General features: G+C 70.7%; 12 protein-coding genes. 3 read left to right on the top strand and 9 right to left on the bottom strand.

Translation table 11 applies throughout. From position 1 onward, the window contains the following. Window positions 1-3: 3 nt before the first annotated feature. From OO68_RS16960 to OO68_RS16940, 5 genes are all read right to left on the bottom strand, one after another. Window positions 4-978, bottom strand: coding sequence for an HpcH/HpaI aldolase/citrate lyase family protein (locus OO68_RS16960; protein WP_033309197.1), 975 nt, complete (start codon window positions 976-978; stop codon window positions 4-6). After that, window positions 975-3,005: a protein meaA gene (locus OO68_RS16955; RefSeq protein WP_078625337.1), complete on the bottom strand. Its 2,031-nt coding sequence runs from the start codon at window positions 3,003-3,005 to the stop codon at window positions 975-977. The genes OO68_RS16960 and OO68_RS16955 overlap by 4 nt, the downstream gene beginning before the upstream one ends. A 156-nt stretch (window positions 3,006-3,161) precedes the next feature. Continuing rightward, the gene (gene ccrA, locus OO68_RS16950) at window positions 3,162-4,505 is read right to left on the bottom strand and encodes a crotonyl-CoA carboxylase/reductase (RefSeq protein WP_033309195.1); all 1,344 of its coding nucleotides are present in this window, start codon (window positions 4,503-4,505) and stop codon (window positions 3,162-3,164) included. A gap of 382 nt (window positions 4,506-4,887) precedes the next feature. Further along, window positions 4,888-5,697 (bottom strand): TetR family transcriptional regulator, encoded by an 810-nt coding sequence (locus OO68_RS16945; protein WP_033309325.1) that lies wholly within the window; start codon window positions 5,695-5,697, stop codon window positions 4,888-4,890. 115 nt (window positions 5,698-5,812) lie between these two features. Then, a complete protein-coding gene (locus OO68_RS16940) occupies window positions 5,813-7,618 on the bottom strand; it encodes a 3-hydroxyacyl-CoA dehydrogenase family protein (protein WP_033309194.1) in 1,806 nt (601 codons plus the stop codon). Between the two features lie 397 nt (window positions 7,619-8,015). On the opposite strand from OO68_RS16940, the gene OO68_RS16935 reads away from it, so the two are divergent. Further along, window positions 8,016-8,591, top strand: coding sequence for an adenylosuccinate lyase (locus OO68_RS16935; protein ID WP_033309193.1), 576 nt, complete (start codon window positions 8,016-8,018; stop codon window positions 8,589-8,591). A 34-nt stretch (window positions 8,592-8,625) separates the two neighbouring features. Here the strand turns inward: OO68_RS16935 and OO68_RS16930 are convergent, their stop codons facing one another. The 4 genes from OO68_RS16930 to OO68_RS16915 form a co-directional block, all read right to left on the bottom strand. Further along, window positions 8,626-9,129, bottom strand: coding sequence for a GNAT family N-acetyltransferase (locus OO68_RS16930; protein WP_106974361.1), 504 nt, complete (start codon window positions 9,127-9,129; stop codon window positions 8,626-8,628). 20 nt (window positions 9,130-9,149) lie between these two features. Then, window positions 9,150-9,548 (bottom strand): RidA family protein, encoded by a 399-nt coding sequence (locus OO68_RS16925; RefSeq protein WP_033309191.1) that lies wholly within the window; start codon window positions 9,546-9,548, stop codon window positions 9,150-9,152. Window positions 9,549-9,605: 57 nt separating this feature from the next. Next, window positions 9,606-11,207, bottom strand: a complete 1,602-nt coding sequence (locus OO68_RS16920) for an alpha/beta hydrolase (RefSeq protein WP_033309190.1) — start codon at window positions 11,205-11,207, stop codon at window positions 9,606-9,608. Window positions 11,208-11,343: 136 nt separating this feature from the next. Continuing rightward, window positions 11,344-12,381, bottom strand: a complete 1,038-nt coding sequence (locus tag OO68_RS16915; RefSeq protein ID WP_033309189.1) for an Rv2578c family radical SAM protein — start codon at window positions 12,379-12,381, stop codon at window positions 11,344-11,346. 169 nt (window positions 12,382-12,550) lie between these two features. Between OO68_RS16915 and OO68_RS16910 the strand changes: the two genes are divergently transcribed. Together OO68_RS16910 and OO68_RS16905 are read left to right on the top strand one after the other, a co-directional pair. Next, complete coding sequence (locus OO68_RS16910; protein WP_033309188.1) at window positions 12,551-12,994, top strand: SRPBCC family protein; 444 nt, start codon at window positions 12,551-12,553, stop codon at window positions 12,992-12,994. 159 nt (window positions 12,995-13,153) lie between these two features. After that, entirely contained in the window at window positions 13,154-15,535 is a 2,382-nt protein-coding gene (locus OO68_RS16905) for an MFS transporter (protein ID WP_033309187.1), read from the top strand. Window positions 15,536-15,546 lie beyond the last annotated feature (11 nt).

The following is a 15,546-nucleotide window of genomic DNA, read 5'->3' as shown; positions in this document are numbered from 1 at the left end:
CCGTCACGCCTCCGGGATCTCGAACTTGCTGGTGCGCTGCATGCCGGCGGCGCGGCCCTTGCCGGAGATGACCAGCGCCATCTTGCGGCTGGCCTCGTCGATCATCTCGTCCCCGAGCATCGCCGAGCCCTTCTTGCCGCCCGCCTCGGACGTGTAGTAGTCGTACGCGTCCAGGATCAGCTCGGCGTGGTCGTAGTCCTCCTGCGACGGCGAGAAGATCTCGTTGGACGCCTCGACCTGGCCCGGGTGCAGCACCCACTTGCCGTCGAAGCCGAGCGCGGCGGCGCGCTGGGCGACCTCGCGGTAGCCGTCGATGTTGCGGATCTGCAGGTAGGGGCCGTCGATCGCCTGGAGGTTGTTGGCGCGGGCGGCCATCAGGATCTTCATCAGGATGTAGTGGTAGGCGTCCGCCGGGTAGCCGGGCGGCTGCTCGCCCACGACCAGCGACTTCATGTTGATCGACGCCATGAAGTCGGCCGGGCCGAAGATGATCGTCTCGACGCGCTGGGAGGCCGTCGCGATCTCGTTGACGTTGTTCAGGCCCTGGGCGTTCTCGATCTGCGCCTCGATGCCGATCTTGCCGACCTCGAAGCCCATCGTCTTCTCGATCTGGGTGAGGAGGAGGTCGAGGGCGACGATCTGCTCGGCCGTCTGCACCTTCGGCAGCATGATGCAGTCGAGGTTCTGGCCGGCGCCCTCGACGACCGTGACGACGTCGCGGTACGTCCACTCGGTCGTCCAGTCGTTGACGCGCACGACCCGCGTCTTGCCCGTCCAGTCGCCCTCGTTCAGGAACTTCACGATGGTGTGCCGCGCCTCGGGCTTGGCGAGCGGGGCGCACGCGTCCTCCAGGTCGAGGAAGACCTGGTCGGCCGGGAGGCCCTGGGCCTTCTCCAGGAAGCGCGGGTTCGAGCCCGGTACCGCCAGGCAGGAACGCCGGGGGCGAAGGCGGTTGACCTGCGGAGCAGGGCTGGTCATGCGGGGACCTCCAGGGGGTCGAGCTTGTTCGCTTTCCGGATCTCGTCGACGATGCGGCCGATGATTCCGGTGATGTCGAAGTCCTTCGGGGTGAAGACCGCGGCCACTCCGGCTTCCCTGAGCTGCTCGGCATCACCGTTCGGGATGATGCCACCGGCGATCACCGGAATATCTGTGGCACCGGCCACACGGAGCCGTTCGAGCACGTCCGGCACCAGCTGGGCGTGTGAGCCGGACAGGATGGACAGGCCGACCGCGTGCACGTCCTCGGCGAGGGCCGCGTCCACGATCTGCTCGGGCGTCAGCCGGATGCCCTGGTAGACCACCTCGAAGCCGGCGTCGCGCGCGCGGACTGCGATCTGCTCGGCGCCGTTGGAGTGCCCGTCCAGGCCCGGCTTGCCGACCAGGAAGCGCAGCTTGCCCACGCCCAGGTCCTTGGCCGTCAGATCCACCTTGCGGCGCACCAGGGCGAGTGTGCTGCCCTCCTCGACGGGGACGGCCACCGGCGCCGAGGAGACGCCCGTGGGCGCCCGGAACTCGCCGAACACCTCGCGCAGGGCCCCGGCCCACTCGCCGGTCGTCGCCCCGGCACGGGCGCACTCCAGGGTGGCCTCCATGAGGTTCTCGTTGCCGCGTGCGGCCTCCTTCAGCCGCTCCAGCGCCTTGCAGGGGCGCGGGTGGTTGAACGGTGGCTGGTAGCGGCTGTCGCGCCACTGCTGGAGCGCGGTGATGACCCGGGCCTCGACCGCCGGGTCCACCGTCTGGATCGCGGTGTCCAGGTCGGCGGTGAGCGGGTTCGGCTCGGTGCCCTCGAAGATGTTGACGCCGACGATCTTCTCCTGGCCGGACTCGATCCGGCCCCGGCGCTCGGCGTGCGAGGCGACCAGCTGCGACTTGAGGTAGCCGGACTCGACGGCCGCCATCGCGCCGCCCATCTCCTGGATGCGGTCGATCTCGGCGAACGCCTCCTCGACCAGCCGGTTCACCTTCGCCTCGATGACCTTCGAGCCCTCGAAGATGTCCTCGTACTCCAGCAGGTCGCTCTCGTAGGCCAGCACTTGCTGGATGCGCAGCGACCACTGCTGGTCCCAGGGGCGGGGCAGGCCCAGGGCCTCGTTCCAGGCGGGCAGCTGCACGGCACGCGCGCGGGCGTCCTTGGAGAGGGTGACGGCCAGCATCTCCAGCACGATCCGCTGGACGTTGTTCTCCGGCTGCGCCTCCGTCAGGCCCAGGGAGTTGACCTGGACGCCGTAGCGGAAGCGGCGCTGCTTGGGGTTCTCGATGCCGTACCGCTCACGGGTGATGCGGTCCCAGATGCGGCCGAACGCCCGCATCTTGCACATCTCCTCGACGAAGCGGACGCCCGCGTTCACGAAGAACGAGATGCGTGCCACGACGTCGCCCATGCGCTCCTGCGGCACCTGGCCGGAGTCGCGCACGGCGTCGAGGACGGCGATCGCGGTGGACATCGCGTACGCGATCTCCTGCACCGGCGTGGCGCCCGCCTCCTGCAGGTGGTAGCTGCAGATGTTGATCGGGTTCCACTTCGGGATGTGGGAGACCGTGTACGCGATCATGTCCGTCGTCAGACGGAGGCTCGGCCCCGGCGGGAAGACGTGCGTCCCGCGGGACAGGTACTCCTTGACGATGTCGTTCTGGGTCGTGCCCTGGAGCTTGGTGATGTCCGCGCCCTGCTCCTCGGCGACGACCTGGTAGAGCGCCAGCAGCCACATGGCGGTGGCGTTGATCGTCATCGAGGTGTTCATCTGCTCCAGGGGGATGTCCTGGAACAGCCGGCGCATGTCCCCGACGTGCGCGATCGGCACGCCGACCCGGCCGACCTCGCCGCGGGCGAGGACGTGGTCGGAGTCGTAGCCGGTCTGCGTCGGCAGGTCGAACGCCACCGACAGGCCCGTCTGGCCCTTGGCGAGGTTGCGCCGGTACAGCTCGTTGGACGCCTCGGCCGTGGAGTGACCGGCGTACGTGCGCATGAGCCACGGCCGGTCCTTTTCCCTTTGTGCCTGCATCTGAGGGCGCTCTGTGTCGGAGCCGACGTTCCTCAGCCCGCGGTCGCTTCGCTCCCTTGTCTTCGTCTCTTTCGGCTCCGACGCGCCCTCAGACGCAGGCACGGGCTCCCGCTTGCCTTCGGCGGGCTGACGCTCAGTCATCTATGACCCCGGGTCTCAGATGTTGCGGAAGCGGTTGATGGCGTCGATGTGCTTGGCGCGCTTCTCGTGGTCGCGCACGCCCAGGCCCTCCTCGGGCGCCATGCACAGCACGCCGACCTTGCCCTGGTGCAGGTTGCGGTGCACGTCGTAGGCGGCCTGGCCGGTGTCCTCCAGGGAGTACACCTTCGACAGGGTCGGGTGGATCTTGCCCTTCGCGATGAGCCGGTTGGCCTCCCAGGCCTCGCGGTAGTTGGCGAAGTGCGAGCCGATGATCCGCTTCAGCGACATCCACAGGTAGCGGTTGTCGTACTCGTGCATGTAGCCCGAGGTCGAGGCGCAGGTGGTGATGGTGCCGCCCTTGCGGGTGACGAAGACCGACGCGCCGAAGGTCTCGCGGCCCGGGTGCTCGAAGACGATGTCGATGTCCTCGCCGTCGGTGAACTCGCGGATGCGCTTGCCGAAGCGCTTCCACTCCTTCGGGTCCTGGGTGGTCTCGTCCTTCCAGAACTTGTAGCCCTCGGCGCTGCGGTCGATGATCGCCTCGGCGCCCATCGAGCGGCAGATGTCCGCCTTCTGCTCGCTGGAGACGACACAGATCGGGTTGGCGCCGCCGGCCAGCGCGAACTGGGTGGCGTAGCTGCCGAGTCCGCCGCTCGCGCCCCAGATCAGGACGTTGTCGCCCTGCTTCATGCCGGCGCCGTTGCGGGAGACCAGCTGCCGGTAGGCGGTGGAGTTGACCAGGCCGGGGGCGGCGGCCTCCTCCCACGACAGGTGGTCGGGCTTCGGCATCAGCTGGTTGGACTTGACCAGGGCGATCTCGGCGAGGCCGCCGAAGTTGGTCTCGAAGCCCCAGATGCGCTGCTCGGGGTCGAGCATCGTGTCGTTGTGGCCGTCGCTGGACTCCAGCTCGACGGAGAGGCAGTGCGCGACGACCTCGTCACCGGGCCGCCAGGCGTTGACGCCCGGGCCGGTGCGCAGGACGACGCCCGCGAGGTCGGAGCCGATGATGTGGTACGGCAGGTCGTGGCGCTTGGCCAGCTCGTTGGTGCGGCCGTAGCGCTCCAGGAAGCCGAAGGTGGACAGCGGCTCGAAGATCGACGTCCACACCGAGTTGTAGTTGACCGAGGAGGCCATGACGGCCACCAGCGCCTCGCCCGGGCCGAGCTCGGGAAGCGGCACCTCGTCCAGGTGGATCGACTTGCGGGGGTCCTTGTCGCGCGTGGCGAGTCCGGCGAACATCTCCGTCTCGTCCTTGTGCACGGTGATCGCGCGGTACGACTCGGGGATCTGGAGGGCGGCGAAGTCCTCCGACGTGGAGTCGGGCGACTGGATCGCGGCCAGGATGTCCTTAACGGTCACGGTGTTGCCTCCGGCGGTGAGCGCCCTGAGGGAGGGGCGCCGATGGTTACGTCGGTGCTGCTGAGGGTTGAGGGTGTGCCGTCGGTTCGGCGGTGGTGCTGATCGGCAGCGCTGGGTGGCGCGGGAGGTTGCCTGTGACGCAGGCGCCCGGGCGGGCAAGCGGGTGAGCTTGCCGGGACGTCGCCCGGACCTCTTCAACGTATGACACCGCGTGTCACCTCGCAAGGCACTGAGTGCCAGAACTTGATCTCAGATGAAATCTTTACGTAACAAATGAGCGATGATCGATCGAATGGGCTCCTCAGGGGCCAGCAAAACGGCCTCTGACATGCCAAAACGGCCACCCCGCGGGGTGGCCGTCATCACACTGCGAAAGGAGGCGTCAGCGCTCCTTGAGGGCCTGCTCGATCGTCCGCATGACCTCGTCCAGCGGCGCGTCGGTGCGGGCGACCGCCACCAGCACCTCGCCCTGCGCCGAGGCCGTGGCCGCGGCCGGCTGCGCGTCCGTGGAGCGCCCGGCCCCGATCCCCGTGCCGAAGGTCTTCCGCACGATCGCGAAGGCGTGGTCCAGCTGCGCCTCCACGTCCCCCTGGGCGCCCGCGCGCAGCCAGCGCCGCAGTACGTGGTTGTGGGCCGTGACCACGGCCGACGCGGCGACCTCCGCCAGCAGCGGGTCGTCGTTGGCGTCGTCGGCGTGCGCCCGCTCGTCGAAGTGGCCGAGGAGATAGCGGGTGAAGAGGCGCTCGTAGCGGGCCACCGACGCGATCTCCGCCTCGCGCAGGGTGGGCACCTCACGCGTCAGCTTGTAGCGGGCGACCGAGATCTCCGGCCGGGCCGCGTACATCCGCATGACTTCCTTGATGCCACGGCACACCGTGTCGAGCGGATGCTCGTGCGCCGGCGCGGCGTTGAGCACCGCCTCGGCCCGGATCAGGGTGTCGTCGTGGTCGGGGAAGATCGCCTCTTCCTTGGAGCGGAAGTGGCGGAAGAAGGTACGGCGCGCGACCCCGGCCTGGGCCGCGATCTCGTCCACGGTGGTCGCCTCGTACCCCTTGGTCGCGAACAGCTCCATCGCGGCGGCCGCCAGTTCCCGGCGCATCTTGAGCCGCTGGGCGGCGGCACGAGAGCCGGCGGCACTCTCCGGCGCCTCGGTCGCGGCTGGTGTACGTGAGGACTTGGCGGGCTGGGGCATGCCCTGAACGTACTGCATGTGCGCAGCTCGCTGCGCATGGCCTGGTTCGTGGAACCGGTCCGGGCCGAGCAGGCCGCCCCACTCCGCGCCGGACCGGAACCAGTCGCCGGGACGCTCAGCGCTTGGCATATTCGCGGAAGCCACGGCCGGTCTTGCGGCCGAGGCAGCCCGCGGCCACCAGGTGCTCCAGCAGCGGCGCCGGAGCGAGCCCCGGGTCGCGGAACTCGCGGTGCAGGACCTTCTCGATGGCGAGCGAGACGTCCAGCCCGACGACGTCCAGCAGCTCGAACGGGCCCATGGGGTAGCCGCCGCCCAGCTTCATCGCGGCGTCGATGTCGTCGAGCGTCGCGTAGTGCTCCTGCACCATCTTGATCGCGTTGTTCAGGTACGGGAACAGCAGCGCGTTCACGATGAAGCCGGCGCGGTCCCCGCAGTCGACCGGGTGCTTCCTGATCCGTCCGCACACCTCGCGGACCGTCGCGTGGACGTCGTCGGCCGTCAGCACCGTCCGGACCACCTCGACCAGCTTCATGGCCGGCGCCGGGTTGAAGAAGTGCATGCCGATCACATCCTGCGGGCGCGAGGTGGCCCGGGCGCAGGCGACGACCGGCAGCGACGAGGTCGTGGTGGCCAGGATCGCGCCCGGCTTGCAGACCTTGTCCAGGGCTGCGAACAGCTGCCGCTTGACCTCCAGGTCCTCGGCGACGGCCTCGACGGCCAGGTCGACACCGGCGAAGTCGTCGTAGGTGCCCGTGGCGGTGATGCGGTCCAGGGTCTCCGCGGCACTCTCCGCGGTCATCCGGCCCTTGTCGACCGAGCGGGCCAGGGACTTGCCGATCCGGGCCTTCGCGGTCTGCGCCTTCTCGGCGCTGCGGGCGGCCAGGACCACCTCGTACCCGGCCTTGGCGAAGACCTCGGCGATCCCGGAGGCCATGGTGCCCGAGCCCGCGACACCGACCGAGCGGATCTCCCGGCCGGGAGCCAGGTCGCCGCCCTCCGGCGGGGTCAGCGCGTCCCGCACGACGACCGCGCTGCCCGGCGCCTCGTACGTGTAGAAGCCGCGCCCCGCCTTGCGGCCGGTCAGGCCCGCCTCACTGAGCTGCTTGAGGATCGGGGCCGGGGCGTGCAGCCGGTCGCGGGAGGCGGCGTACATGGCCTCCAGGACCGTGCGGGCGGTGTCGACACCGATCAGGTCGAGCAGCGCCAGCGGGCCCATGGGCAGTCCGCAGCCCAGCCGCATCGCGGCGTCGATGTCCTCGCGGGAGGCGTATTTGGCCTCGTACATCGCGGCGGCCTGGTTGAGGTAGCCGAACAGCAGGCCGTCCGCCACGAAACCGGGACGGTCGCCGACCGCGACGGGCTCCTTGCCGAGGTCCAGCGCGAGGTCTGTGACCGCCGTGACGGCCGCCGGCGCGGTCAGCACCGAGGAGACGACCTCGACCAGCTTCATGGCCGGGGCGGGGTTGAAGAAGTGCAGACCCAGCACCCGCTCGGGGCGCGACGACTCGGCGGCCAGCCGGGTCACGGACAGGGCGTTGGTACCGGTCGCCAGGATGGTCTCCGGGCGCACGATCCCGTCCAGCTCCCGGAAGATCTGCTGCTTGACCTCGTACGACTCCGGGGCCACCTCGATGACCAGGTCGGCGTCGGCCGCGGTGCGCAGGTCGGCGGAGGTGCGGACCCGGGCGAGGATCTCTGCGCGCTCCTGCTCGGTCAGCCGGCCGCGCTCGACGCCGCGGGCGGTGGAGGCCTCCAGGGCGGCGACGCACTTCGCGGCCTGGGCCTCGCTGATGTCGATGCCGACGACCGTGCGGCCGGCCTTGGCGAGGACCTCGGCGATGCCGGTGCCCATCGTGCCGAGGCCGACGACGGCGACGGTCTGCAGCGGGGACTGGGACGGGTCGGAAAGGGGAGTGGCCATCGCGGGACTCCAGGATGAGGGTGACGACGGGGAACGCGCCCCGGGTGCGCCGGAGGCGGCCCGGCAGGGCCGGACCACGGGCGCACCGGGTGCGTGATGAAGTGCGGGTGTTGGCCGGGCTGCGAAGCGCACACGCCCGGTGCCGCTCAGCGGGCGTGCACACGCCCGGGGTTGAAACGGCGGGTCCGACCGGCCCTGTCCCGGGGCCGAGCCGTACTGCGGTACCTGAGGCACCGAACCGACTGCTCTCGCGACAGCCGCGTCACCAGACCGCCACGAGGAAATGCGAGTGGGTAACTCGCTCGTCTGAGCTTAACTGGCGGGTAACGAGCGCGCCAGCCCTCGTCTTTGTGATGTACGTCCCGCGCGGACCGCGCCACCCCTAATCTTCTGAGGCATGAGCGAAGAGTTGCGATCACTCACGGAACGCTTACGGCAGGAGTCGGGGGCGTCGCCCGCGTTCGAGCGGCTCGTGGCGACCGATGACCTCGACGCGCTGGCGGCGGTGCTGACCGAACCCGGGCAGCACCTGTGGGCGAGGGAACTGGCCGCGTTCCGGCTGGGGCTCGCGCGGGACCGGCGGGCCTTCGAGGCCCTGGTGCTGCTGCTCAACCACCGTGACCCCCCGCGCTGCGCCTCCGCCGCCCACGCCCTGGCCCGGCTCGGCGACCCGCGTACCGCTCGGGCGGCCGCCGCCCTCGCCACCAACGAGCTGCGGGTCGCCTACGCCCTGCAACCGGTGCGGCTCCTGGTCGAGCTGCGCGCCCCGGAGGCGGTGCCAGCGCTGATCACCACGCTCCAGCGGCGCCTGCGACCGCACGACCCGTACCGCCGCGTGGCCCTGGCCTGCGTGGACGGGCTCGGCACCCTGGGCGACACCCGGGCCCGGCCCGTCCTGAACGAGGCCCTGGCCCATCCGGTGCTGGCCGAGGCGGCGGTGCGGGCGCTGGGGCGGATCCCGAAGCAGCGGTGACGACGGCGGGGGAGAGGCTCGCCGTACCGCAACGTCAGCGGGCGAGGGCTCTGGCGTACCGCACCTCCGGGACCGCGACCCCGTCCACCTCGAAGGGCTCCTCGGCGCCGTCCGCCCGGAAGCCGGCCCGCTCGTAGAAACGACGGGCCCGGTCGTTCCCCTTGAGTACCCACAGGAGGACACGGCCGTGGCCCGCGGCCGAGCAGCCCGCGACGGACCGGGCGAGCAGCGCCCGCCCCGCGCCCTGTCCCAGATGCAGCGGATGGACGTAGATGGCGTACAACTCGGCGTCCCCGGTGAGGACTTCGCCCTCCCGGTACGGACCGTGACACGCCCAGCCGACGAGCTCGCCGTCGGCGTCCTCGGCGACCAGGTTCACCACACTGCCGTCACCCTGCGACAAGTACATGCGACGGCGCTCGGCGTCCTCCTCGACGCTGAGCCCGTCGAGGTACGACTGCGGGATCAGGCCCTGGTAGGCGCTGCGCCAGCCGCCGACCCGGATCTCCGCGACGCGGTCGCAGTCGGCGAGCGTCATCTCGCGTATCCGCAGCCCGCTCACGGCGCGACCACCGCGAACGCCTCGACCTCCATGAGGAACTCCGGTCGGACCAGCGCCGCGACCTGTACCGCCGAAGCGGCCGGCAGCCGGTCGTCGGGTATGTGCCCGGCGCGGGCCACACGCAGGGCCGGCATGTGGGCCATGTCCGTGACGAAGAAGGTGAGCTTGACGACGTCGTCGAAGGTCGCGCCGGCGGCCGCCAGGCAGCGCCGGAGGTTCTCGAAGACCTGGCGCGCCTGCGCCGTCGGGTCACCCTCGCCGACCAGCCGTCCCTGCTCGTCGAGCGGGAGCTGGCCGGCGATCGCCACGAAACGGCCGGTGCCGAGGACCACATGGCTGTACTGGGGCGCGGCGGCGACGCCGTCGGGGGCGGGGATCCTCGTCACGTCACTCATGGGCCCATGGTGGACCATGGCACTGACAGAGTCCGTCCCCGACGGGCCGTCAGCCGCTCAGTGACGGAAGCCGAGCAGGCGGTGCAGCACCGAGCCGTTCGAGGGGGCCGGCACCGCCTTGTCCGACGCCGCCCCGGTGGCCGTCGCCGGGGGCTTCGGTTCGGGCAGCGCATCACACGCCGCGTCCGCCTCGCCGAGGCCGATCGGCACCGTGCCGTCGGTCAGGTAGGCCGCCAGGTGCTTGTCCAGGCAGGCGTTGCCACTCAGCGTGATGCCGTGGTTGCCGCCGCCCTGCTCGACCACCAGGCTGGAACCGGCCAGCAGACGGTGCATGGTGACACCGCCCTCGTACGGAGTGGCCGCATCGGCGGTCGCCTGGAACAGCAGCACCGGCGGCAGCTTGCCGTTCGCCACGTTCACCGGGCGCAGCGACTCCGTCGGCCAGAACGCGCACGGTGCGTTGTACCAGGCGTTGTTCCAGGTCATGAACGGGGCCTTCTCGTACGCCGCCCAGTTGTCCTTGCGCCACTGGTGCCAATCGCGCGGCCAGAAGGCGTCCCGGCACTGCACCGCCGCGTAGATGCTGTAGCTGTTGTCGTCGGCGGCGTCGATCGCGCCGAAGTCCTGGTAGGCCTCGATCAGCGATGCGGCGTTCTTGCGGTTCACGTACGCCGCGAACGCCTCCGCCAGAGGGGGCCAGAATCCGTTGAAGTAGGCGCCCGGGAGGTAGGTGTCCTCGAGCTCCGCGGCGCCCACGCGGCCGCCCGCGGGCTTCTCGGCCAGAGCGGCCCGCATGGCGTACCAGGTGGCTTCGACCCGTTCCGGGTCGGTGCCGAGCCGGTACCGCGCGTCGTGCCTGGCGACCCAGGCCATGAAGGCGCGGTGACGGTCGTTGAAGGCGTGGTCCTGGTTGAGGTTGGCGGTGTACCACACGTCGGTGGGGTCGACGATCGAGTCCAGGACCAGACGCCGGACCCGCTGTGGGTACAGGTGGGCGTAGACCGCCCCCAGGTAGGTGCCGTACGAGTAGCCGAGGTAGTTGATCTTCTGCGCGCCCAGGGCCTGCCGGATCGCCTCGATGTCGTGTGCGGCGCTGATCGTGTCGATGTACGGCAGCAGCTGCCCGTGCTTCCTGGAACAGGCGGCTGCGAAGGACTTGGCGCGGGCGAGGTTGGCCCGCTCGGCCTCGGGCGTGCTCGGCACGGAGTCCGGGCGCACCGGGCCGAAGTAGCCGGGCTCGCAGTCCAGTGCCGGTCTGCTGGCGCCCACTCCGCGCGGGTCGAAGCCGATGACGTCGTACTGGGCCGCGACCCCCTTCGGCAGCGTGGCCGCGACGAAACCGGCGAGGGTCAGGCCGTCGCCGCCGGGGCCGCCGGGGTTGACCAGAAGCGGGCCCTGGAACCTCTCGGCGGTGTGCGGGACGCGGGACAGCGCGAGGGTGACCTGCCGGCCGTCCGGGTTCGCGTGGTCGAGCGGCACCTTGAGTGACGCGCACTGGAGCGACGGATAGTCGGTGGTGCCGCACTTCCTCCAGCTGGGTTTCCCCAGGCGGGAGATGGGTGCGGAGTGCGGTGCGCTCGCCTCGGCGGGCACGGCCGTGAGGCTCCCGGCCAGCGCGACGGCTGCGGCGCCGCACAGCACGGCTGCGCGTGTTCTCATGGAGGCCTTCCAGGGCGGAGGGGCATCGGACCGCGGGGCTCACAGTCCTCGCCGATTCGTCCCGGCACACGGCGCTGGAAGAACGTCTTCCGTCGAGACTTGACCCGATTGGGTCGCGGGATGCGCTCGAACGCTTCTAAAGGAGCGACAGTTGGGTCGGCTCGGACGACGGTGGCTCGGCCGGCTCGGGCGGCCGGATCCGGCGCGGTACGTCAGCGCGCGTGGGTCCGATGCCGTACTCCTCGGCCATTTCGTGCACCTGACGGGTGATCCGCCGCTGGTACCACTTCGGGGCGTAGGAGCCCTCCGCGTACAACCGCTCGTAGCGGGCCACCAGGTACGGGTGGTGCTGCCCCAGCCAGGCCATGAACCACTCGCGGGCGCCGGGCCGCAGGTGCAGCACCAGCGGTGTCACGGACGTGGCACCGGAGGCCGCGATCGCCCGCACCGTGGCGCGGAGTCGCTCGGGCGAGTCGCTCAGGAACGGGATCACCGGCGCCATCAGCACCCCGCAGCCGATGCCGTGCTCGGCCAGGGTGCGCACCACGTCGAGGCGGCGCTCGGGCGAGGGCGTGCCCGGCTCGACGGTGCGCCACAGCTCCTGGTCGGTGAAACCGACCGACACGGAGATGCCGACGTCGGTCACCTGCGCCGCCTGCTCGATCAGCTCCAGGTCGCGCAGGATGAGCGTGCCCTTCGTCAGGATCGAGAAGGGGTTCGCGTGGTCGCGCAGCGCCGAGATGATGCCCGGCATCAGCCGGTAGCGGCCCTCGGCGCGCTGGTAGCAGTCGACGTTCGTGCCCATGGCGATGTGCTCGCCCTGCCAGCGGCGCGAGCCGAGCTGCCGGCGCAGCAGCTCCGGAGCGTTGATCTTCACCACGATCTGGCTGTCGAAGCCGAGGCCCGTGTCGAGGTCCAGGTAGCTGTGCGTCTTGCGCGCGAAGCAGTACACGCACGCGTGTGAGCAGCCCCGGTACGGATTGACCGTCCACTGGAACGACATCCGGGAGACCGCCGGCACCCGGTTGATGATCGACCGGGCCCGGATCTCGTGGAAGGTGATCCCGCGGAACTCCGGCGTGTCGAAGGTACGCGTGGTCACCGCGTCCGCGCCGAACAGCGCGGCATCGGCCCGGCTGTGTTCGGAGTCCACTGTGAGGTTCTCCCAGCGCATGACGCCCCCTCGGTAGCACTGACCACAGAATAGAACACATGTTCCCTTGATCGTGCGAGGGTGTTTTCCGAACGCGTTCGACCGGTTCGGCCACCCCGATTTGGGGGGCCGGGCAGCGGGGTGGTTGGCTTGCCCCGACACCCGAGCAACCAGGTCCTGGAGGAAAGCGATGGCGCAGGTCGAAGCCACTACGGAGCGGATCGTCGCGGCGGACGCGGAGACGGTGTTCGACGCCCTCGCCGACTACAGCGGCACGCGCGCGAAGTTGCTGCCCGAGCAGTTCAGTGAGTACGAGGTGCGGGAGGGCGGCGACGGCGACGGCACCCTCGTCCGCTGGAAGCTCCAGGCCACCAGCAAGCGGGTGCGCGACTGCCTCCTGGAGGTCAGCGAGCCCACCGACGGCGAGCTGGTCGAGAAGGACCGCAACTCCTCCATGGTCACCACGTGGCGGGTCACCCCCGCCGGCGAGGGCAAGTCCCGGGTCGTGGTGACCACCACCTGGACCGGCGCCGGCGGCATCGGCGGCTTCTTCGAGAAGACCTTCGCGCCCAAGGGTCTCGGCCGCATCTACGACGCGATGCTCGCCAAGCTCGCCGCCGAGGTCGAGAAGTAGTCCTCACTCCAAGACGCGGGCAGCCAAGGGGTGTTGCCGCCCCTCACTGGTTCGGGTGATCTCCGTACCGCTCGCTGCTGTGCCGTAACTCGTCGCGCTTGCTCGTAGTTGTCGCTTTTACGCGGGAATGGTGCGGCAGCGCGACGAGGGGAGCGGTGAGTGGGCGGGATCACTCTGGCGCAGGACGAACCGGCGGCAGCGCCTCCCGACACTCCTGCATCCCCGCCGGATCCTGACACCGGACCGAGTCCGCGCCGGGTCCGGCTGGTCTTCTTCGCTCTCCTGCTGGCCCTTCTCCTGGCCGCCCTGGAGCAGATGATCGTCGCCACCGCGCTCCCGAAGATCGTCGGTGAACTGCACGGCCTGGACCGGATGTCCTGGGCGATCACCGCCTACCTGCTCACCGCCACCGTCGGACTGCCGATCTACGGCAAGCTCGGCGATCTGCTGGGCCGCAAGGGCGTCTTCCAGTTCGCGATCGTCGTCTTCGTCGTCGGCTCCGCGCTCGCGGGCCGGGCGCAGACCATGGACCAGCTGATCGCCTTCCGTGCCCTGCAGGGCGTCGGCGCGGGCGGTCTCATGATCGGCGTGCAGGCGATCATCGCGGACATCGTGCCGCCCCGGCAGCGCGCCCGCTACCTGGGTCTGATCGGCGCCGCCTTCGGCCTCGCCTCCGTGGCCGGGCCGCTGCTCGGCGGCTACTTCACCGACCACCTCTCCTGGCGCTGGTGCTTCTACGTCAACGTCCCCTTCGGCCTGGTCACCCTGGCCGTCGTCGCCGTCGCGCTGAAGCTCCCCAAGCCGGCCGCCAGGGCCCGGCTGGACGTCCTCGGCGCGCTCCTGCTGACCACCGCCTCCACCTGCCTCGTCCTGCTGACCAGCTGGGGCGGCACGGAGTACGCCTGGGACTCGCGCACGATCCTCGGCCTCGCGGCCGGAGCGGCGGCAGCGACCGTCCTCTTCCTCGTCACCGAGCACTTCGCCGTCGAACCCCTCATCCCGCTGCGGCTGTTCAGGGACTCCGTCTTCAACGTCACCGGCCTGGTCGGCCTGGTGGTCGGTGCCGGGCTGTTCGGCGCCGCCAGCTACCTGCCGACGTACCTGCAGATGGTCGACGGGGCCTCCGCCACCGAGTCGGGCCTGCTCATGCTGCCGATGATGGCCGGCATCGTCGGCGCCTCGGTCATCGTCGGGCAGCTCATCAGCCACACCGGCCGATACAAGGCCTACCCGATCCTCGGCGGAGCCCTCTCCGTCGCCGGCATGTGGCTGCTGTCGCGCCTGGAGGCCGGCACGCCCCGGCTGCACTACAGCATCTGGATGGCCGTCCTCGGCACGGGCATCGGCATGGTGATGCCGGTGCTGATCCTCGCCGTGCAGAACTCCGTGCGTCCCGCCGATCTCGGCACCGCCACCAGCGCCAACAACTACTTCCGGCAGATCGGCGGCAGTGTCGGAGCCGCCGTCTTCGGCACGCTGTTCGCCGACCGGCTCACCCACGCCCTCGACGAGCGCCTGCCCGCCCGCGCGGGGACCGGGCTGCCCGACCCCGAGTCCATCACCCCGCAGCTCGTGCACGCGCTGCCGCCGGCCCTGCGCGACGACTACATCCGGGCGTACGCCGACGCCATGCCGCGGATCTTCCTCTACTTGGTGCCGGTGCTCGCCCTCGGACTGGTCATCGCCCTTTTCCTCAAGGAGAAACCTCTGGTGTCCCACACCGCGTCCGTCGCCGACCCGGACACGGCGCCGGGGACGATCCCGCAGGCCCGGGCGTACGCCGCCGGGGGGCCCGTGTGCGGCGCGGTGCAGCACGGCGACGGGACCGTCGTGCCCCGCGCGGCGCTCACGCTCATCGACGCCGCCGGGCAGCAGACCGGGCGGGGCGCCAGCGGCGAGGACGGACGCTACGTACTGGCCACCCCCGGCCCGGGCTCGTACGTGCTGATCGCCACCGCCGGCGGTCACCAGCCGCAGGCGGTCTCCGTGACCGTCGGCGAACACCCCGTCGAACTCGACATCGTCCTCGGCGGCGCCGGAAACCTGGTCGGCACGGTCGTCACCGCAGACGGCACGCCCGTACGGGACGCCACCGTCACGCTCACCAACGTGCACGGCGAGGTCGTGGCCACCACCCGCAGCGGCGGCGAGGGCGGTTACGTCATCACCGAACTGGTCGCCGGCGAGTACACCCTCGCCGCCGGTGCGCCCGCCTTCCGCCCGGCGGCCCTGCCCGTCACCGTCCAGGCCGCCCGCGAGACCCGCCGGGACATCGAACTGGCCGGCGGCGCCGTGCTGCGCGGCACCGTCCGGGCGGGCGGCGGCCGGCCCGTCGAGGACGCCCGCGTGACGCTGCTCGACCTGGCGGGCAACGTCGTCGACACCCTCACCACCGGCGCCGACGGCACATTCCGCTTCGCCGACCTGTCCTCCGGCGAGTACACCGTCATCGCCGCCGGCTACCCGCCCGTCGCCACCGTGCTCCAGGTCGCCGGAGGAGGCCGCACCGAGCGGGATCTCCAGCTGAGCCACGAGGACTGAACGAGCACCGG

Origin of the sequence: Streptomyces iakyrus, from assembly GCF_000717055.1 — a bacterium.
Classification (GTDB): Bacteria; Actinomycetota; Actinomycetes; order Streptomycetales; family Streptomycetaceae; genus Streptomyces; species Streptomyces iakyrus.
The sequence above is the reverse complement of the archived record's forward strand: the minus strand, read 5'-3'. Positions and strand labels throughout refer to the sequence as shown.